The sequence below is a fragment of the Marinitoga sp. 38H-ov genome, from assembly GCF_011057715.1.
Lineage (GTDB): Bacteria > Thermotogota > Thermotogae > Petrotogales > Petrotogaceae > Marinitoga.
This window is the reverse complement of sequence record NZ_LNGH01000002.1, coordinates 16,577-35,848: the sequence shown is the minus strand read 5'-3', so window position 1 is coordinate 35,848 and position 19,272 is coordinate 16,577. Positions and strand designations below refer to the sequence as shown.

24 protein-coding genes and 1 tRNA gene are annotated in these 19,272 nt (G+C 24.7%); 19 read left to right on the top strand and 6 right to left on the bottom strand.

Annotated elements, in window-relative coordinates; all coding sequences use genetic code 11:
• Positions 1-14 precede the first annotated feature (14 nt).
• The gene (locus tag AS160_RS00320; protein WP_206528007.1) at positions 15-404 is read left to right on the top strand and encodes a rhodanese-like domain-containing protein; all 390 of its coding nucleotides are present in this window, start codon (positions 15-17) and stop codon (positions 402-404) included.
• A 24-nt stretch (positions 405-428) separates the two neighbouring features.
• Here AS160_RS00320 and AS160_RS00315 read toward each other — a convergent pair whose 3' ends face one another.
• Together AS160_RS00315 and AS160_RS00310 are read right to left on the bottom strand one after the other, a co-directional pair.
• Positions 429-1,616: an NAD(P)/FAD-dependent oxidoreductase gene (locus tag AS160_RS00315; protein WP_165143986.1), complete on the bottom strand. Its 1,188-nt coding sequence runs from the start codon at positions 1,614-1,616 to the stop codon at positions 429-431.
• A gap of 39 nt (positions 1,617-1,655) precedes the next feature.
• Positions 1,656-2,348: a zinc ABC transporter substrate-binding protein gene (locus AS160_RS00310; protein WP_165143985.1), complete on the bottom strand. Its 693-nt coding sequence runs from the start codon at positions 2,346-2,348 to the stop codon at positions 1,656-1,658.
• Positions 2,349-2,471: 123 nt separating this feature from the next.
• Between AS160_RS00310 and AS160_RS00305 the strand changes: the two genes are divergently transcribed.
• The 9 genes from AS160_RS00305 (at position 2,472) to AS160_RS00265 (ending at position 8,016) form a co-directional block, all read left to right on the top strand.
• Positions 2,472-3,173 (top strand): MBL fold metallo-hydrolase, encoded by a 702-nt coding sequence (locus AS160_RS00305; RefSeq protein WP_165143984.1) that lies wholly within the window; start codon positions 2,472-2,474, stop codon positions 3,171-3,173.
• Between the two features lie 177 nt (positions 3,174-3,350).
• The gene (locus AS160_RS00300) at positions 3,351-3,797 is read left to right on the top strand and encodes a hypothetical protein (RefSeq protein WP_165143983.1); all 447 of its coding nucleotides are present in this window, start codon (positions 3,351-3,353) and stop codon (positions 3,795-3,797) included.
• Between the two features lie 12 nt (positions 3,798-3,809).
• Positions 3,810-4,205 (top strand): DUF2089 domain-containing protein, encoded by a 396-nt coding sequence (locus tag AS160_RS00295; protein WP_165143982.1) that lies wholly within the window; start codon positions 3,810-3,812, stop codon positions 4,203-4,205.
• Positions 4,202-4,582 (top strand): hypothetical protein, encoded by a 381-nt coding sequence (locus tag AS160_RS00290; protein WP_165143981.1) that lies wholly within the window; start codon positions 4,202-4,204, stop codon positions 4,580-4,582. Before AS160_RS00295 ends, AS160_RS00290 begins: the two co-directional genes overlap by 4 nt.
• A 56-nt stretch (positions 4,583-4,638) precedes the next feature.
• Positions 4,639-4,727, top strand: a tRNA-Leu gene (locus tag AS160_RS00285).
• 103 nt (positions 4,728-4,830) lie between these two features.
• Positions 4,831-5,793 carry a D-glycerate dehydrogenase gene (locus AS160_RS00280; protein ID WP_165143980.1) on the top strand — a complete coding sequence of 321 codons (963 nt, stop codon included), beginning with the start codon at positions 4,831-4,833 and terminating at the stop codon, positions 5,791-5,793.
• Positions 5,783-6,436 (top strand): endonuclease, encoded by a 654-nt coding sequence (locus AS160_RS00275; RefSeq protein WP_165143979.1) that lies wholly within the window; start codon positions 5,783-5,785, stop codon positions 6,434-6,436. The genes AS160_RS00280 and AS160_RS00275 overlap by 11 nt, the downstream gene beginning before the upstream one ends.
• Positions 6,426-7,100 carry an SOS response-associated peptidase gene (locus AS160_RS00270; protein WP_165143978.1) on the top strand — a complete coding sequence of 225 codons (675 nt, stop codon included), beginning with the start codon at positions 6,426-6,428 and terminating at the stop codon, positions 7,098-7,100. Before AS160_RS00275 ends, AS160_RS00270 begins: the two co-directional genes overlap by 11 nt.
• A gap of 13 nt (positions 7,101-7,113) precedes the next feature.
• Positions 7,114-8,016 carry an aldo/keto reductase gene (locus AS160_RS00265; RefSeq protein WP_165143977.1) on the top strand — a complete coding sequence of 301 codons (903 nt, stop codon included), beginning with the start codon at positions 7,114-7,116 and terminating at the stop codon, positions 8,014-8,016.
• 26 nt (positions 8,017-8,042) lie between these two features.
• Here the strand turns inward: AS160_RS00265 and AS160_RS00260 are convergent, their stop codons facing one another.
• The 3 genes from AS160_RS00260 to AS160_RS00250 form a co-directional block, all read right to left on the bottom strand.
• Positions 8,043-8,444, bottom strand: coding sequence for a NifB/NifX family molybdenum-iron cluster-binding protein (locus AS160_RS00260; RefSeq protein ID WP_165143976.1), 402 nt, complete (start codon positions 8,442-8,444; stop codon positions 8,043-8,045).
• Positions 8,419-8,787: a PadR family transcriptional regulator gene (locus tag AS160_RS00255; RefSeq protein WP_165143975.1), complete on the bottom strand. Its 369-nt coding sequence runs from the start codon at positions 8,785-8,787 to the stop codon at positions 8,419-8,421. The genes AS160_RS00260 and AS160_RS00255 overlap by 26 nt, the downstream gene beginning before the upstream one ends.
• A 135-nt stretch (positions 8,788-8,922) precedes the next feature.
• Positions 8,923-10,059 carry a phospholipase D-like domain-containing protein gene (locus AS160_RS00250; RefSeq protein ID WP_165143974.1) on the bottom strand — a complete coding sequence of 379 codons (1,137 nt, stop codon included), beginning with the start codon at positions 10,057-10,059 and terminating at the stop codon, positions 8,923-8,925.
• A gap of 113 nt (positions 10,060-10,172) precedes the next feature.
• Between AS160_RS00250 and AS160_RS00245 the strand changes: the two genes are divergently transcribed.
• The 3 genes from AS160_RS00245 (at position 10,173) to AS160_RS00235 (ending at position 12,609) form a co-directional block, all read left to right on the top strand.
• A complete protein-coding gene (locus tag AS160_RS00245) occupies positions 10,173-11,420 on the top strand; it encodes a putative DNA modification/repair radical SAM protein (protein WP_165143973.1) in 1,248 nt (415 codons plus the stop codon).
• Between the two features lie 2 nt (positions 11,421-11,422).
• On the top strand, positions 11,423-12,169 hold the full coding sequence (locus tag AS160_RS00240; RefSeq protein WP_165143972.1) for a TIGR03915 family putative DNA repair protein: 747 nt from the start codon (positions 11,423-11,425) through the stop codon (positions 12,167-12,169).
• 98 nt (positions 12,170-12,267) lie between these two features.
• Complete coding sequence (locus tag AS160_RS00235; protein ID WP_165143971.1) at positions 12,268-12,609, top strand: chorismate mutase; 342 nt, start codon at positions 12,268-12,270, stop codon at positions 12,607-12,609.
• On the opposite strand, the gene AS160_RS00230 is transcribed toward AS160_RS00235, so the two are convergent.
• Positions 12,598-13,539: a PD-(D/E)XK nuclease family protein gene (locus AS160_RS00230; RefSeq protein WP_165143970.1), complete on the bottom strand. Its 942-nt coding sequence runs from the start codon at positions 13,537-13,539 to the stop codon at positions 12,598-12,600. The two genes, AS160_RS00235 and AS160_RS00230, sit on opposite strands and share 12 nt — an antisense overlap.
• A gap of 100 nt (positions 13,540-13,639) precedes the next feature.
• Here AS160_RS00230 and AS160_RS00225 point away from each other — a divergent pair, with 100 nt between their 5' ends.
• The 6 genes from AS160_RS00225 (at position 13,640) to folK (ending at position 19,185) form a co-directional block, all read left to right on the top strand.
• Complete coding sequence (locus tag AS160_RS00225; RefSeq protein ID WP_165143969.1) at positions 13,640-14,362, top strand: alpha/beta fold hydrolase; 723 nt, start codon at positions 13,640-13,642, stop codon at positions 14,360-14,362.
• Between the two features lie 19 nt (positions 14,363-14,381).
• Complete coding sequence (locus AS160_RS00220; RefSeq protein WP_165143968.1) at positions 14,382-16,340, top strand: IGHMBP2 family helicase; 1,959 nt, start codon at positions 14,382-14,384, stop codon at positions 16,338-16,340.
• 86 nt (positions 16,341-16,426) lie between these two features.
• On the top strand, positions 16,427-16,783 hold the full coding sequence (gene queD, locus AS160_RS00215; protein ID WP_165143967.1) for a 6-carboxytetrahydropterin synthase QueD: 357 nt from the start codon (positions 16,427-16,429) through the stop codon (positions 16,781-16,783).
• A gap of 10 nt (positions 16,784-16,793) precedes the next feature.
• Positions 16,794-17,531, top strand: a complete 738-nt coding sequence (folE2, locus tag AS160_RS00210; RefSeq protein WP_241244192.1) for a GTP cyclohydrolase FolE2 — start codon at positions 16,794-16,796, stop codon at positions 17,529-17,531.
• A complete protein-coding gene (gene folP, locus AS160_RS00205) occupies positions 17,525-18,721 on the top strand; it encodes a dihydropteroate synthase (protein ID WP_206528005.1) in 1,197 nt (398 codons plus the stop codon). Before folE2 ends, folP begins: the two co-directional genes overlap by 7 nt.
• Positions 18,715-19,185, top strand: coding sequence for a 2-amino-4-hydroxy-6-hydroxymethyldihydropteridine diphosphokinase (gene folK, locus AS160_RS00200; protein WP_165144134.1), 471 nt, complete (start codon positions 18,715-18,717; stop codon positions 19,183-19,185). The genes folP and folK overlap by 7 nt, the downstream gene beginning before the upstream one ends.
• Positions 19,186-19,272 lie beyond the last annotated feature (87 nt).

The following is a 19,272-nucleotide window of genomic DNA, read 5'->3' as shown; positions in this document are numbered from 1 at the left end:
GAAAGGGTGATAAAGTGAAAAAAGTATTTTTTATTATTTTTAGTGTTATTATAGTTGTTTTAGTGATTAATTTTTTTATTCCAAAACAAGAATTTCAAAACATATCTCCTAAAGAAGCTTATGATTTGATTCTAAAAGAAGATGTAATTATTTTAGATGTAAGAACACCTGGAGAGTTTAATTCAGGACATATAGTAAATGCCATTAATATTGATTATTATAATTCTTCTTTTAAGTCTGAACTCTCTAAATTAGACAAAAACAAAACATATATTATCTATTGCAGATCAGGCAATAGAAGCGGGAAAACATTAGATATTATGAAAGAACTTGGATTTAAAAATGTATATAATATCTCAGGTGGAATATTAAGTTGGAATTCATATAATTTACCATTAAACTAGTCTATATATTTTAATTAATTTTATTTATATTATCTTGTTTATATTATCGCTAGCGGCTTTAGCTGAAGAAAAAGCCCATTGAATATTATATCCTCCGGTGTCCCCGTCTACATCTAATACTTCGCCTATAAAATATAAATTTTCAACTAATTTCGATTCCATAGTTTTGGAATCGATTTCTTTTGTATCCACGCCACCTAAAGTAACTATTGCAATGTTAAAGTCTCCAACTCTTTCAATAACAAAACTTTGTTTGAATAAATAGTTGATTATTTTACTTCTTTCTTCTTTACTTACATTATTACATTTTTTATTTCTTTTTAAATCAAGTCTTTTAAACATTATTGCTATAAATCTTTTTGTTAAATTATATCTTTTTAAAGCATCAAATAGAAATTCATTCTTATTTTTATTTAATAATTCTAAAAAATCACTTTTAAATTTCTCTTCGTTGTCAATATTTACAAAGGAAACTGTTATATTATCGCCATCATTAAAATATCTAGACGAATTTAATATCACTGGTCCAGAGAATCCTTTGTGAGTAAATAATAAATTCCCTTTAAAGATTTTTTTCTCTTTTCTTATTATAACATTCATTGAATTCCCTGATAAATCTTTAAAAGGAAAATCTTTAATTATAATAGGGGTTAAAGCAGGTTTTGGTTTAACAATATTATGACCAAAGTTTTTTGCAAATTTATATCCATCCCCATTTGAACCTAACACTGGATAGGATTTACCGCCTGTTGCTAATATTAAAAACTTTGAAGTATATTTTCCTTTATTAGTATTTACCATAAACTTTTCTGTTTTATCAATGTTATGAATCTCTATATTATATTTAATTTCTACATTCTTTTTATTATTTTTTTCTAACAACCAATTCAAAACAGTTTTTGATTCCATGCTTTTTGGAAATGCTTTTCCGTCGTCTGTAATTATATATTCAAAATCAACTTCATTTAATAAATCTTTGTTAGAATAATTATATAATGCTCTTTTAACAAAGTTTTTTTTCTCACCATAATGAGTATATAATTCTTTGATATCATCAATATTTGTAAAATTACATTTACCTCCACCTGTAATTAAAAGCTTTTTTCCAGGTTTTTCATTTTTTTCTAATATTAATACTTTCTTATTTTTTATTTTATAAGAGCAGAACAATCCTGCTGGACCTGCTCCTATTATTATTACATCAAATTCCATATTTACCTCCAAAAGAAAAAAGACAGCAAAAACTGTCTTTTAATTAACTAAATTATCAATTATATCTTTATAAAATTTTATGATATTATTATACTGAGATGCAAATATATCAACTATAATTTTTTTATTTTTTAGATTATTTAAGATAGAATTGTCATAATTAACATTAGAAATTATTATTTTTTCTTGAGTAATCAATTCGTCTTCATTTAAAGTAGAGTAATTAATATTATATCTTTTATAAAAATGAACAAAAGTATTATTCACATCTAAAATATTTATTTTTTTATCTTTAATAACTTTTGAAAATTCATCAGATAAATCCACTAGTTTTTGTGTAAAAGATAATAAATTATTTCTAAACTCATAGGCTTTTTCAGGATAAATGCTTTCTAATTTTTTTTCTATTTTATATGCAATTACTACTGTATATAATGGATCAGCCCATAAAAAAGGATTTTCATTATAAGGATAATATAATACTCCTTCTGATAATTTAACAAAATTTTGTTTTTCATTTAAATCTATTTCATTATCCAAAACAATAAATAAATCAATATTTTTAAAATCTTCTACGTTAAAATCACTATTTTTATAAACAGTTATAATATTTGCATTTGATACTAATTCTTTTGTAACCAATTCTAATGGTTTAACAGAAGTAACGATGTTTATTGAAAATAAATTCAAATAGAGAAAAATTAAAAAGATTAATAGAATATATTTTTTCATCTTTTACCTCCAGTAATTTTTTTGACTGAATTATTATAACATAAATTTTTTAAAAACAAAATTATTAATTATATATGTTTCAACATAAATTAAAAAAATTTTTCTATCTAAGGAGATGATATAGTGAAAATAACGAGTATTGTAGATAATTTTAAAATCCATCCTCTGTTGAAAAGAGATTGGGGAATATCTATTCTTATAGAAAGTGAAAAAAAAATTCTTTTTGATACTGGAGCTGATTATAGAATATTGGAACACAATATTAAACATTTAGGTTTAGATTTAGAATATATTGATGCGCTTTTTTTAAGTCATGACCATGATGATCATACTGGTGGTTTAGATTTTGTTTTAGATAAATTTAATGTCAAAAAAGCTTATATTCCTTCAAATTTTTCAAATGACTTAATAAACAAATTAGAAAAAAAGACTAAAGTAAATATGTGTGAAAAAGTAGTTGAAATTAAAAAAAACATTTATTCTACTGGTACTTTTGATGAAAACGTATCAGAACATTCCCTAGTTTTAAAAACTAATAATGGTTTAATAGTAATTACAGGATGCGCCCACCCGAAAATTGAAAGTATCCTTGAATTTTCAAAGGAATATTTTAATGATAAGATTTATGCAGCAATAGGTGGATTCCATTTTTATAAATTATATGAGGAAAAATTATATGTAAGATTAGATAGAATTAAAAAAATAGGTGTTGATTACATATTGCCATCTCATTGTACTGGAATTGAATCAATAAATGTAATGAATGTTGAATTTAAAGATAGAATAATAAAATTTGGTGTTGGATCAAAAATAGAAATTCAATGAGGCTTTCGCCTCATTTTTTTATAATATTTAAAATAAGTATATAAAATTATAAAATTAAACTTGACAAATTATAAAAAATGGTTTATAATTTTATATGTAGGGGGTGATTATTTTGGTTGGAGCATCAATATTAATTATTTTAGGTTTAATATTAATATTTTTAGGATCAAAATTTTTTTGGCATCATTCTTTATACTGTTAGGATTATATATAATTTATACTTATTATTCATCTTTCAAAAGAAAAAGAGAACAAAAAAAACTTTTAAAAAATTCGATTGTAAAAATTATTAAAGAAAATGATCCAGATACTGCAGCAAATATAATATCTAAAAAAATCGATTTTCCAGTTGGAACAAAAATCGTTATTAACGTAGTATCTGAAGACACAAAAGTTAATTTAGTTTTCCCATTAGGTATTCTTACCTTAACCAAACCATTATTATATTCATTAAAACCATTTTTAAAAAAATCAATAATGTCAAAATTATCTAAACAAGAAATAAATGACGAAGTTATAGATAATTTAATTGAATCATTAGATTTTCTTTCAGAATTTTACGGAGATTTTGTTGACGTAGAAACAGATAATGGTAAAACTAAAGTAAAAATATTTGTTGCTTAAGGAGATGGGAAGATGTACAAAGCGCCTGTTATTTGCCCAGTATGTAATAAAAAAATGCATATTGAAGTATTAAGATGTTTAAATTGCCATTCAAAATTAGAAGGGAACTTTGAATTAAATGAATTCGCTACATTGAGTAATGAAAATATAGAATTTTTACGGTTATATTTGCTGAATAGAGGAAACTTATCAAAAGTTTCTGAATTATTAAAGTTATCTTATCCTACAGTATTAAACAAGTTTAATAAATTATTATCTGATTTAGGTTATGATGTAAATGATATATCTAAAAATACAGAAAAAACTGTTATTGAAAAGAAAAAGATTATTGATGACTTAGAAAAGGGATTAATAGATCCTAAAGAGGCTATTAATAAATTAAAAACTTTAAAGGGGGAAAAATTATGAGGGAAGAGTTGGTAAGAGTATTAAATATGGTTAAGGATAATAAAATCGAGGTAGAAGAGGCAGCTGATTTAATAGAAGCATTCTTCTATACAAACAGTAAAGAGGTTAAAAAGGGAAATTCAAAAAGAAAGTTAGTTATTAAAGTTGATTCGGCAAATGGAGATAAGGTAAATGTAAAAATTCCGCTTGGATTAATAAAAATGGCTAAAGCTATGATACCTTTAAGTTTATCGCAACAGGGAACAAATATGAGTAAAGAACAAATTGATCAAATTATTGAAACAATTGAAAATATTAACTTTGACGAATATGAAGGAGAAACTATAATTGATGTTAATTCTGAAGATGGAGATATTGTAAAAATATATATAGAATAATTTAAACAATAATACTTGACTAACAAGGCTTTTAATGGTATAATATTTTTGGTTTTGCCGAGGTGGTGGAATTGGCAGACGCGGTGGACTCAAAATCCACTGAGGGTGAAACCTCGTGCGGGTTCAAGTCCCGCCCTCGGCACCATTGACCAGCGTTAGCTGGTCTTTTTTTTATATTAATTCTTGTTAATAATGTTTATTTTTGTTATAATATAAATATATCTGATATCTTAATTTGGGGGTGTATTATGCCAAAAGTTGCTTTTACATATGAAATTCCTGAAATAGCTGAAAAAAAATTAAGGGAAGCTGGATTTGATATTTGGATAAATAAAGAAGATAGAACATTAAGTCACGAAGAAATATTAGAATTAGCTAAATCAAATGATGCTTTAATAACTTTGTTAAGTGATAAAATTGACAAAGAAGTTATTGAAGCAGGAAAAGGTAATTTGAAAGTTATATCTAATTACGCAGTTGGATATAATAATATAGATGTTGATGCTGCAAAAGATGCAGGGATATTTGTTACTAATACTCCTGGTGTATTGAGTGATGCTACTGCAGATTTAGCTTGGGCATTGCTATTTGCTGTTGCTAGAAAAATTGTAGAAAGTGATAAATTTGTTAGAGAAGGAAAATTTGTAGGTTGGAGACCAAAATTATTTTTAGGTTATGATATAAAAGGTAAAACTTTAGGCATTATAGGAATGGGAAGAATTGGAAGAGAAATGGCTAAAAGAGCATTGGGATTTGATATGAATGTATTGTATTATAAAAGAAATAGATTGTCAGAGTTAGAAGAAAAAGAACTAGGTATAAAGTATGCGACAATAGAAGAAATAGTTAAAAATTCTGATTATATTTCTTTGCATACTCCATTAACAAATGAAACATATCATTTATTAGATGAAAAAGAATTTTCCTTAATGAAACCTAATGCAATTATTATTAACACAGCTAGAGGACCTGTAATAAATGAAAAAGTATTAATCAAATATTTAAAAGAGAAAAAAATAGCTGGTGCTGGTTTAGATGTTTATGAAGAAGAACCTAAAATACCTCAAGAATTACTAGAACTAGACAATGTTGTATTGACTCCTCATACTGGTAGTGCTACATATGAAACAAGAGACAAAATGGCTGAAATGGTTGCTGAAAATGTTATTGTTGCATTGAAAGGGGATGTGCCACCAAATAATGTTTATTGATTTAATAGATATTTATCAGAAATTATATTCTGTATATAATATTCCTGATGGATGGTGGCCGGGAGATAGTAATTTTGAAATAATGGTAGGTGCATTGCTGACTCAAAATACGAATTGGAATAATGTTGAAAAATCACTACACAATTTAAAAAATTTATTAACTCCTATTTCATTATATGATTTACCTATTGAAGAATTAGAAGAACTTATTAAACCTTCAGGATTTTATGGAGTAAAAGCTAAATATTTAAAAAATTTATTAGAATGGTTTAAAAAATATGATTTTTCGTTTGATGAGCTTAATAACAAAGAAAAAGATGAATTGAGAAATGAACTATTAAATATTAAAGGGATTGGTAAAGAAACCGCGGATTCAATTTTATTATATGCATTTAACAAATTATCTTTTGTTATAGATTCATATACTATAAGAATGTTTTCAAGAATAGGATTAAATATAAAAAAAGATTATGATACTTACAAAATTTTTTTTGAAAATAAATTACCAAAAAATATTATATTATACAAAAATTATCATGGATTAATTGTGGAACATTCAAAAAAATATTGTAAAAAAAAGCCGTTATGTAAAAATTGTTTTTTAAAGAATTTATGCTTGTTTGGAGAAAAATATGTGCGGTAGATACACTTTTTTTGCAAAAAAAGAAAATATTGAATTTAAAATTAAAAATATAAACTCTTTTGATTTTAAAGAAGATTATAATATCTCTCCTGGAAGAGAAATAAGGGGTATTATTAAGAAAGGAAATAACTATTACTTACAAAAGTTTATTTGGGGGATGCTACCAAATAAAAACAATTTTAATAATAATTTTAATAAAAGTAGTTCAAAATATTTTATTATTAATTCAAGGAAAGAAAGTCTTTTAGACATATATTATGATTCTTTTAAGAATTTTAGGTGTGTAATTTTAGCTTCTGGATTTTATGAATGGAGAATAGAAGGAAGTAAGAAAACACCTTATTACTTTAAATTTAATAACAACAAAATAATTTACTTTGCTGGTATATATAAAATTAGAGAAGACGGATTTCCTACATGTTCTATTATTACGGTAGAATCAAACGATAAAATAAAAAATATTCATGACAGGATTCCTGCTATTTTAGATTATAATCATGCTAAAATATGGTTAGATGAAAATAATGATGATATTTTATTGAATATATTAAAACCAGTAAATAATTTAGAATTTTATGAGGTTAATAGAAATGTAGGTAATACTGTGTTTAACTCCGTGGAAACCATTCTTCCATTTAAAAATGATTATAAATTATTTGAATGATTGGAGGGGGAAAATGTTAACTACTGTTTCAAATAGCGATTTCAAAATGTCAAGAATTGTTCAGGGTATGATGAGATTAAATAATTGGGGAATGAATATAGATGAGTTGGAAAACTTTATTTTAGAAACTATTGATTTAGGAGTTACATCATTTGATCATGCAGATATATATGGAGGGAATCATCTTTGTGAGTCAATATTTGGCGAGGTTTTGAAAAAAAATAAATATATAAGAAACAAAATTCAAATAATAACAAAATGTGATATTAGATATAATCATAATAGTAACGCTTTGGTGAGAAAATATTACGATACTAGTAAAGAATATATTATAAACACTGTCGAAAAATCTTTAAAAAGTTTAAATACAGATTATATTGATTTATTTTTAATACATAGGCCAGATCTTTTAATGAATCCAGATGAAATTGCTGAAGCTTTTTATGAATTACATAAATCAGGTAAAGTGCTATATTTTGGAGTGTCCAATTTCACTCCACAGCAATTTAAAACTTTACAATCAAGATTAAACATAAAATTGATAACAAATCAAATAGAAATATCACCATATTCTTTAGAACATTTCTATAATGAAAATGTTTATTTTTTAATGGAAGAACAAATTAACCCTATGGCATGGTCTCCATTAGCAGGAGGAAAATTATTAAATCCTGATGATGATAAATCGGAAAGAATAAATAAAGCATTAAAAATGGTAGCTAAAGATATTAATATAGATGAATTAGATATCATAATTTTTTCATGGTTGTTAAGTCACCCATTGGGCATATTCCCAATTTCTGGAAGCGGTAAGATAAACAGATTAAAAAACGCTGTAAAAGCTTTAGATGTGAAACTAAATAAAGAACAATGGTATGCTATTTACACAGCATCTCTAGGATATAATGTTCCTTAAACCCCACCAAATTGGTGGGGGTTTAATTATTTATGTTGGGGATGTTCGTGATTATGACCATGATGATGTTCATGGTTGTGATGTTCATGGTGATTATGAAATTCTATATCTTTTAGTTTATTTTCTTTAAATAAAGTCATTATTTCATCAATAGTGCCATTAGCTCCTCTAATAACCTCTATGCCAAATTTTTTTAAAATCAAGTATCCTCTTTCACCCATACCTTTTGCAATCACTAAATTTATACCATTTTCTTTCATAAATGTTGGGACTTCTCCAGGTTTATGAACAACTAAAGGATTTTCAATTATTTCTAATTCATAATTTCCATTATATTCAATTAATCCAAAATATGGAGCTCTACCAAAGTGATCACTTATTCTTGATTCTTTACCTAAATTTTCAATTAACGGAATTGCTATTTTCATCTTTACCACTCCTTTCATATTCTTCTAAAAATTTATTTAATATATTTATTCTTTCTTTTATTTCATTAGATAATTCATTTAAATATATTTCACCTAATTTTGTAATATAGAAAACTTTTTTTGGTGGACCTTCTTCGCTTACTTGTATATTTGAAAATATATATCCCATTTTTTCCATTTGCTTTAGTTTTCTGTATATTATAGTAGGTTCATTTATTTGAAATCCTATTTCTTTTAGTTTTGATATTAAATTATATCCGTGATTAGGTTTTTCTTTTAAAAAAAGTAATATATATGCTTCAAATAACATTGTTCCTTTAAATTTTTGACATTTTCTTTTCATATTATACCTCCTACTATTAATTATATATCACTAGTGACAATTTGTCAATATTAAAATTATAAATATTATTAATTTTAGAACAATATTAAGTAAATAATTTAATATTGAATAAAAAATTAACAAGATTTTTTATTTTTAATAAATAGTATATTTATTCCATAATTTATCAAATTCATTTTCGTATTCTTTGGATATATATTCACTATATATAATGAGAGAATTTTCATCATTGTTGTATTGTGCTGAATTAGTAAAATTAAAAGATCCTGTTAAAGTTATCTTTCCATCTATTATCATGGTTTTATAATGAAATGTTTTATTGTTTTTATCTAAAATTACGTTAACTCCATTTTCTTTTAAATAATTAATTTGTGCCCATTTATAATTTGATTGATATTCTTCAGCTATAACTTTAACATCAATACCATTGTTTTTAGCTCTTATTAAAGCATCGGCTATTTCTTTTTTGCTAAATGTAAACATCATAACATGTATAGAATTTTTGGCATTGTTTATTAATTCTATAATTCTATCTGTTAAATCATCTTCTGGTGTAAAGTATGGTTTTATAAGACCGCTATCAAATTCTACTTTTTTATATGGTTTATTATCCAACGATTGTTTCCCGTAATATTCATATTCGAACATTTCATTAAATTCATTCATATAATCTTCTGCTAACTCATTTGAAAATATAACAATGGAATTATTGGAATTATATCCAAATCCATTATTTGTAAAGTTTGTACTACCAGTTATTACACAATATCCATCAATAATCAAAAATTTATTATGCATTAATTTATAATTTTTGTCGTGTTTTGTTTTTATTCCAATTTTACTTAATTCATTTATATATGAATTTATATTATCAGTTTCATAAACTAATCTTACATCTATACCTTTCTTTTTTAACTCTTTTAATTCGTTTATAAAAGGATAATAATTAACATCATAAATTGCCATCCACACAAACTTTTTTGCTCTATCCAGTAATGATTTTATATATTTCCAATTAGCTTTTTCACGATTACCTTCATCAAAAAATAATACCGTAGAATCATCTGTAATATGATGAATTTCCAAATTAATACTAGTTGCATCTTTTAAGTCTTCAAGATGATAATCTGCTCTCCAAAAATATTCTTTTCCATCAAAATATACTCCTGGTAAATCAGATTTTTTTGATGATACTATCCATTCTCCTTCAGAAATAGCAAATGACGATATTATAAATGTTAGAAACAATAACAATGCTTGAAACTTCTTCATACATATACCTCCTATAACATAGTTTTTGCATATACCTCTTGAATTTCATACTTAAATGTAGTATAATTAATGTAGTTATAAATAATAAAATTATACATAAACTGGGTGATATTATGGATGTAAATGAAAAATTAAAAATATTATCGGCATCTGCTAAATATGATGTTTCATGTTCTTCAAGTGGAAGTGAGCGAGCAAATTCCAAAAAAGGGTTAGGAAAAACCATTAGTAGCGGTGTATGCCATAGTTGGACGAATGATGGTCGTTGTATCTCTTTACTTAAAATTCTACTTTCTAATGCTTGTATATATGACTGTGCATATTGTATTAATAGATCAAGTAATAATATTAAACGTGCAACTTTTACTGTTGATGAAATAGTTAATATAACTATAAATTTTTATAAGAGAAATTATATTGAAGGTTTGTTTTTAAGTTCCGCGATTATTAAAAATTCAGATTATACAATGGAACAAATGCTGAAAGTTGTAAAAAAACTTAGATTAGATGAAAATTTCAATGGATATATTCATTTAAAAGTAATACCTGGTGCTGATTTAAAATTAATTCATGAAGCCGGATTCCATGCAGATCGTTTGAGTGTAAATATCGAATTACCTAGTGAGAAAAGTTTAAAATTATTAGCTCCTCAAAAGAAAAAAGAAAATATAATAAAACCAATGAGTTTTTTGGGACAAAATACATTAGCTAATTTGGAAGAAAGAAAAAAATATAAAAAAGTTCCGTTATTTGTTCCCGGTGGTCACACAACACAATTAATTGTTGGTGCATCACCAGAAAATGATTTTCGGATTTTAAAACTAGCTGAAGGTATGTATAAAAAATTTAATATTAAAAGAGTATATTATTCTGCATTTATTAAGGTCACAGATGATCCTAAACTACCAAATATAAAACCTCCATTAAGAAGAGAAAATAGATTGTACCAAGCAGATTGGTTATTAAGATTTTATAAATTTTCTGCAAATGAGATTCTTGATGAGAAAAATCCGTTTCTAGATGAAGATATTGATCCTAAAACATCATGGGCTTTAAGAAACTTTAACTACTTTCCTGTCGAAATTAATAAAGCATCATATGAAATGCTATTAAGAGTACCTGGAATAGGTATAAAATCTGCCTTAACTATTTTAAAAATTAGGAAATATGTTCCTATTACTTTTGATCAATTAAAAAAAATTGGCGTTGTTTTAAAACGGGCTAAATATTTTATAACTTGTAGCGGGAAATATTATTCAAATGTCCTTTTAAATCCAGAAATAATAAAAGAAGAATTAATAAAAAGTGAAAAAAAATTAATTCCAATATTTCCATTAACTGATATTAAGAAGGTGGTGTAAATATGAATATTTATACATATGATGGCACGTTTCCGGGTTTTTTAAGTTTAATTTATCATTGTTATAATACAAGAAAAATACCTGATATAGTTTTTAGAAATTATAATCCTACTATTTTTAATTTAATAGAAAATATAAAAACAGACTATGAAAAAGCTAGAATTGTTATAGTTTTTATTTTAAAAAATTTAGATAAAGATGTATTAAGAAATATTTATTTATCATATTTATCTGAAATTGAAAATATAGAGGTTGATATTATAAAATACTTTAATTTATCAATTAAAATAGGCTGGAATGCAGAATTTTATATAGATAAAAATTATGTTTTAAAGTTAAAAGATTCTATTCAAAAAGTCATTAATGAAACACATAGATTTAAAGGATTATTAAGATTTAGAGAATTAAAAGATAATACTCTATATGCGCCATTTGAACCAGCTCATAATATAATAACATTATTATCTTCTTATTTTAAAGATAGATTAAAAAACGAAAATTGGGTAATTCATGATTTGAAACGCAATTTGGCACTTGTGTATAAAAATGAATGTACAGAGTTATTTGAAGTAGCAAACAATGAACAAAATTTTTATTTAAAAGATGAAAATCTATCATATTTAGAAAATGAATATCAAATTTTTTGGAAAAATTATTTTATTAGTTCTGAAATACATGAAAGATTAAATCCTAAATTGCAAAGGCAATATATGCCTAAGCGCTATTGGAAGTATCTTACAGAATTTTGATTAAGTATATATATTTAAAAATATTTATTAAACATGAAATATTATGATATAATAATATACATCAATATAATTAATAATAATATTTATAGAGGTGTAATATGGTTGGAATAAGAGGAGCAACATCAATAGAAAAAAATGAAAAAAGTCATATAATAAAACGTTCTACAGAATTATACAATGAAATTATAAAAAATAATCATATAAAAGATATTATTGCAATATTAGCTTCCGTAACTCCTGATATTACAGCATATAATCCAATTACGGCAATAAGAGAAGAATTTGATTTAAAAGATATTCCATTAATGACATTGCAAGAAGCAATGTTTGAAGAGTCTCATGAGGGTATAATAAGATTATTAATTTTATGTGAGAGTGAAACTAAAAATTTTGTGTTTTTGCATAAAGCTAAAAAATTAAGGGAAGATTTATTCCCTTGATTTACATAAAAAGTTTTCCTTATATGCCTCACAAATTTCTTTAAAATTACACCACTTGCAATTATAATTTGAAGGTTTGGCTAGAAAATATTTCTCATTTTTAGGAATATTTTTTTCTTTATCCAATAAATAATGTTCCATTATATCTATTCTATTACATATATATTTTTCAACTTCTAAAATACTTTCTTTAGGAAATGTTCTTTCTTCTCTTTTCCCGTTTAACAAGTATTCATTTACTAAAATAGTGTTTTCTAAATCAATATTATAATTCTTATAAGCGTATAAAGCATATAATTTTAACTGAAATTCATCATCCTTTGACTTTTTTCCTGTTTTCCAGTCAACTATATAAATAATATTATCCTTCTCATACATAAAATCTACTATAGAATAAATTTTGTAATTTTTTACATAAAAATTAGTATAATTTTGTTCTTTGTCAATTTCTATTATTCTAACACCTTGTTCCACATCTTTCAGTGTTTTAGAATTAAAATAGTTTTTTAAGATATTTTGAGTTTTAGTTTTTATTTCATAACCTAAATTATTTTTAAAAACATTTCTTGTATTATAATAAATTGAATGAAACATAATAAAATTCTTGGGATTCATTTCCCATTCTTTTTTTAGATTATATGACGAATATATAGCATTATTAAATTTATTTCCTATATAAAATATAGCAGAATTTAAATCTTTAGTTTTTAAAGAAGATATATTATTCGCAATATAATCATGAATTAATGATCCTAAAAATTGTTCTATAGTAGTTAATTTTGTTAATAAATAAGCTTTTCTTTTTCTTTCTGGGGCGTCAAAAAACCAGCCGCCCCACATCAAAAATTTTGAAAAATAATATGCTTTAGGACAAGAAGATAATAATTTATCTTTTGAAAAAGACCAAGATTTTTCAGGATATTCTGTCATTATATCACCTCTAAATAAGATACATAATTATTATACAATTATAATTTAAATAAATCAATTATATAGTATAATATATTAAAAAATAATAAGGAGGAATTTTATGAATAAATGGTTTATTGTTTTAATTATTATATCTATACTAGGAGCATCTTCAATAGCATTATTCAATTATGTTAATTATGAATCAGAAAATATTGTGCAAAATTTTTTAGTTTCCAATGAAAAAATTAATGTAATAATAAAAGATAATATTATCAATTTTCAACCTAAAATTAAAAAAGAAATTGGAATTATATTTTATCCTGGCGGATTAGTTTCTCCAGAAGCTTATGCGCCATTATGCTTTAATTTATCCAAAGAAGGATATGATGTATTTTTAATAAAAATGCCGTTGAATTTAGCAGTTTTTAATATCAATGCAGCTAAAAAAATTATAGATAAAGTTAATTATAAAAATTGGCTAATAATTGGTCATTCTTTAGGAGGAGCAATGGCATCGAAATTTATATATGATAATCCAGATTTAATATCTGGATTAATATTATTAGCTTCATATCCAGCTGAAACAAATAATTTATCAAATTATAATATTAAAGTTTTATCTATATATGGAGAATTAGATGGTTTAGCAACTAAAGAAAAAATCGAAAAATATAAATTATTATTACCAAAAAATACAAAATATATAATGATTAATGGAGGAAACCATTCAAATTTTGGATATTACGGATTTCAAAAAGGGGATAATAAATCAACTATCACAAAAGAAAAACAACAAAAAATAATTTTAAAAGAAATTTTATCTTTTTTAAGCAATTTATAAAACAAAAATAGGTGATGAAATGGGATATTTGGAAGATTTATATGAAGCAGTAGAATTAGAAAAAGAAGCTGAAATAAAATCTATGCTCAATGAGATAAAAGAATATGGAAAAAATAGAGAAAAAATTGGCCATGCCATAAATAATTTAAATGGTAAGTTTATTGGAAAAGAAATGGGAAACTTATATTTAATTAAATTTGGAAGAAAAGAGTCTTTTAAAACAGATATATCTGTTGGAGATGTAGTTTTAATTAGTAAAGGAAATCCATTAAAAAGTGATTTGATAGGTTCTGTTACCGAAGTTGGAAATAAATATGTTATAGTGGCATTTTCAAACAAACCACCATTTTGGGTGCAAAAATCAAAAAATATAAGAATTGATTTATATTTAAATGAAGTAACATTTAAAAGAATGCAAGAGTCAATATTAAAGCTTCATTATGCAGAAGGTAAATTAAACATATTAAAATCTATAATACTTGGAAACAAAAAACCAAAATTACCCAAAAAAGTTAAATTGAATTTTTTTGATATGAATTTGAATAAATCTCAAAAAGAAGCTGTAGAAAAAGCTATTGGCAGCGAAGATGTATTTTTAATACATGGCCCCCCCGGGACAGGAAAAACAAGAACATTAACTGAAATTATCCTTCAAGAAGTAAAGTTAGGTAAAAGGGTTTTGGCAACTGCTGATTCAAACACTGCAACTGATAATTTGCTTTTTAATTTAATAAAATACGAAAACATAAAAGTTTGTAGGTTGGGACATCCAACAAGAATTGATGAAGAATTAAAAGAACATTCATTATATTATATAGTAGAAAACCATGAAGATTATAAAAAAGTTGAAGATTTAAGGGAAAAAGCATCTAAATTAGCAGAAGAAAGAGATAAATATATTAAACCAACTCCACAATTTAGAAGAGGATTAACTGATGAACAAATTAATAAGTATGCATTAAAAGGGCGTGGCACAAGAGGAATATTTCCAAATGACATGAAATCTATGAGTTCTTGGATAAATTTAAATAATGAAATTCAAAAATTATACGAACAAGCAAAAGAATTAGAAAATAATTTAATTAGAAAAATAATATTAAATAGTAATGTAGTAGTAAGTACAAATAGTTCATCAGGTATTGAAGAAATGGAAAATATAATATTTGATACTGTAATAATAGACGAAGGATCGCAAGCTACAGAACCATCATGTTACATTCCTATTGTGCATGGAAAAAAAATTATTATGGGGGGTGATCATAAACAGTTGCCCCCTACAATATTAAATGATAAAGCAAAAAATATATTGTCAAAAACTTTGTTTGAAAAAATGATAAATGTTTATAAAGAAAATTCCTCTATTTTAACCATACAATATAGAATGAATGATAAAATAATGCAATTTTCCAATAACAAATTTTATGGCGGTATATTAAAAAGTGATAAAAGAGTTAAGAATCAAACATTAAAAATAAGCATTAAAGATCTGGAATTTCCATATAATAAAATTTTAGATGAATCTCCAATAATATTTGTTGACACTTCTTTAATTCCAGAAAAATTTGAGGTTGTAAAAAAGGGATCATTTTCAAAATATAATCCCTTTGAAGCAAAAATAATTTTTAAGATAACTCGAATTTTAAACGAAAATAATGTGGATTTTGGTATTATTTCTCCGTATAAAGATCAAGTGAAATTTTTAAAAGATAAAATAGATGGCATAATAAATACTGTAGATGGTTTTCAAGGAAAAGAAAATGATGTAATAATTTTTTCTTTAACAAGGAGCAACGAAGAAGGATTAATCGGATTTTTAACCGATGAAAGAAGATTAAACGTAGCTATTACAAGAGCTAAGAAAAAATTAATAATAATTGGAGATAAAAAAACTATTAATAATCATCAATTATTTAAAGATTTCCTTGAATACATATATGAAAACGGTAAAATAATTTCTCTTACTAATTCGGAGAATTAAAGTTATATATATTGAAATATTTTTGAAAAGGTAATATTGTGCTATTGTGATATAATAATTTTGAACTTAATTGAAAGAGGTGTAATATGTTAGTAAAAAGAATATTCAATTTTGCAGCAGCACATAATTTAATTAAATATCATGGAAAATGTGAAACATTACATGGACATAATTATAGACTAGAAATTACAGTAGAAGGTACTCCTGATGAGGAAGGAATGGTTATAGATTTTCTTGAATTAAAAAAGATAGTAAGAGAAGAAGTTCTTAATATTTTAGATCATTCATATATTAATGAAATAATTGAACAACCAACTGCCGAAAATATTTCTATTTGGATATGGAATAAATTAAAGAATAAATTAAAAATGGATAATTGTAAGTTATACGAAGTGGCATTATATGAGACAGAAAATAATGTAGTATATTATAGGGGTGAATAAATTGAAAGATGTGCAAGCAGAATTAGATAATAGAGGCATATATTTGCATGGAGTTGGTGTTTCAGACTTAGAATATCCAATTATATTTAATGGGAATCATACAATAGGGAATTTTACATTATTAGTCGATTTAGATGAAAATGTAAGAGGAACTCATATGAGCCGTTTTGTGGAAGTTCTTAATAAATATCATAACAATCTTTCGGAAAAGAGATTAATAGAAATGAGTAAAGAATTAAGAAAAGTTTTAGATGCAAAAAAATCATACATTAAAGTATCATTTCCATATTTTTCTTTAAGAAAAGCACCAATTACTAAAATGGAAAGTTATACTAAATGCGATATTACTTATGAAATAATGAATGAAGAGGTTAGATTATATTTAGCTATACCAATTATTACCTTATGTCCATGTTCAAAAGCTATTTCAAATTATGGTGCTCATAATCAGCGAGCATTAGTTGAAATTGGATTAAAATTAAATCATGATATTCATATTGAAGATATTGCAAAATATGTTGAAAGATCTTCCAGTGGAATGGTTTTTTCGCTATTAAAAAGAGAAGATGAAAAATATGTAACAGAACATATGTATGATAATCCTCATTTTGTAGAAGATGTAGTTAGAGATCTAAGTATATTTTTAGAAAATGATAGTAGAATAGATGGATATAAAATAAAGGTGATAAGTTATGAAAGTATACACAGCCATAATGCCTTTTCTGAAAGAGAGGGTAAGTCATGGTAAGGGTTAGAATGCTAGAAGATATAGATTTAGAAAAAGAAATAAAAGTAGATCCAGCAAGCATTCCTATTTTTAAATCTAAAATGTATAATTATAATATACTAATAGAAAATATTGATGTAACAAGTGCTAACATAGTAAAACAAGAAATGTTATCAAGAGGCGGAGATGCTGCTATACATAAATATGCTATAAATCATAAGATTGATAAAACTAATGTATTGTTAATAGGTACAAAAAAACAATATAACTTATTAATTCAAAAGTTAAAAATTATGAATTATTGGGATATTCCAAAAGTAAGAGAAGCTTTAGAAAAAATATTTAAAAATATTAATAGACGATATTGGGAATATAGTTTAAATAATAATAAAAAAATAATTCTTGGTAATAATTCAAAAATTATGGGCATATTAAATGTAACCCCAGATTCTTTTCATGCACCTAGTAGGATACGTAGTGTAGATCAGGCTGTAGAAAATGCAAAAAGAATGATAGGCGAAGGGGCAGAAATTTTAGATATTGGCGCAGAATCAACAAGACCTGGATCGGAAAGTGTTGAGTTAAAAGAAGAAATAGATAGAGTAATCCCTGTTATTAAAACATTAAGAGAGGAATTTCCGAATATAATTTTAAGTATTGATACATATAAATCGGAAGTAGCTAAAAAAGCTATTGAAAATGGTGTGGACATAATTAATGATATATCTGGAATGCAATTTGATAAGGATATGGTACATGTGGTTGCTGAATCTAAATTGCCAATTGTTATAATGCATATAAAAGGGACTCCAAAAGATATGCAAAAGAATCCGTATTATGAAAATTGTATAAGTGAATTATTAGATTATTTTGAAGAAAGAATACTTTTTGCACAAAAAAATGGGGTAGAACAAATAATTATAGATCCGGGTTTTGGTTTTGGGAAAAGAGTTCAAGATAATTTAAATCTTAGTTATAATATTGAAGAGTTTAGAGTGTTAGGATATCCTATTTTAATGGGGCATTCAAGAAAAAGCACTATAGGAAATATTTTAAATATAGATAATACAAATGATAGATTAGAAGGAACTTTAGCTTTAACATCTTACTATGCATTAAAAGGTATTGAGATAATCAGAGTTCATGATGTAAAAGAAAATTATAGAACCATAAAAATGATAGAAGCTTTAAGGGGGTATAAAAAATTTTAAGCGCAATCGCATTAGGTTCAAATGTTGGAAATAGAATTGATAATATTAAGAAAGCTATAGATTTATTGTCAGAAAATGTAGAAATAATAAAAGTTTCTAACATATATGAAACAGAGCCTTGGGGATATACAGAACAAGACTCATTTTTGAATGCATGCGTACTTATTAATACGGAAAAAAAAGCAGAAGAGTTATTAGAAATATGTAAAAAAATTGAATTAGAACTTAAAAGGCAAAAAAGGTTTAAATGGGGACCACGCGAAATAGATTTAGATATATTATATTATGGAGAATTAATAATAGAAAAAGAATATTTAAATATTCCACATAAGTATATGTTTGAAAGAGATTTTGTTGTTGTACCATTAAATGATATATCTCCCAATTGGAAACATCCCATTTATAAAAAGACTGTAAGAGAAAGATATAATGAAATAGATAAAAGTAAAATAAAAATCATTTAAAGGAGCTTTAATGCTCCTTTTTTATTTTATTCATATATATTTAAGATTAAGAGAATATAATTGCAAATGATTTGCATTTGCAAATTA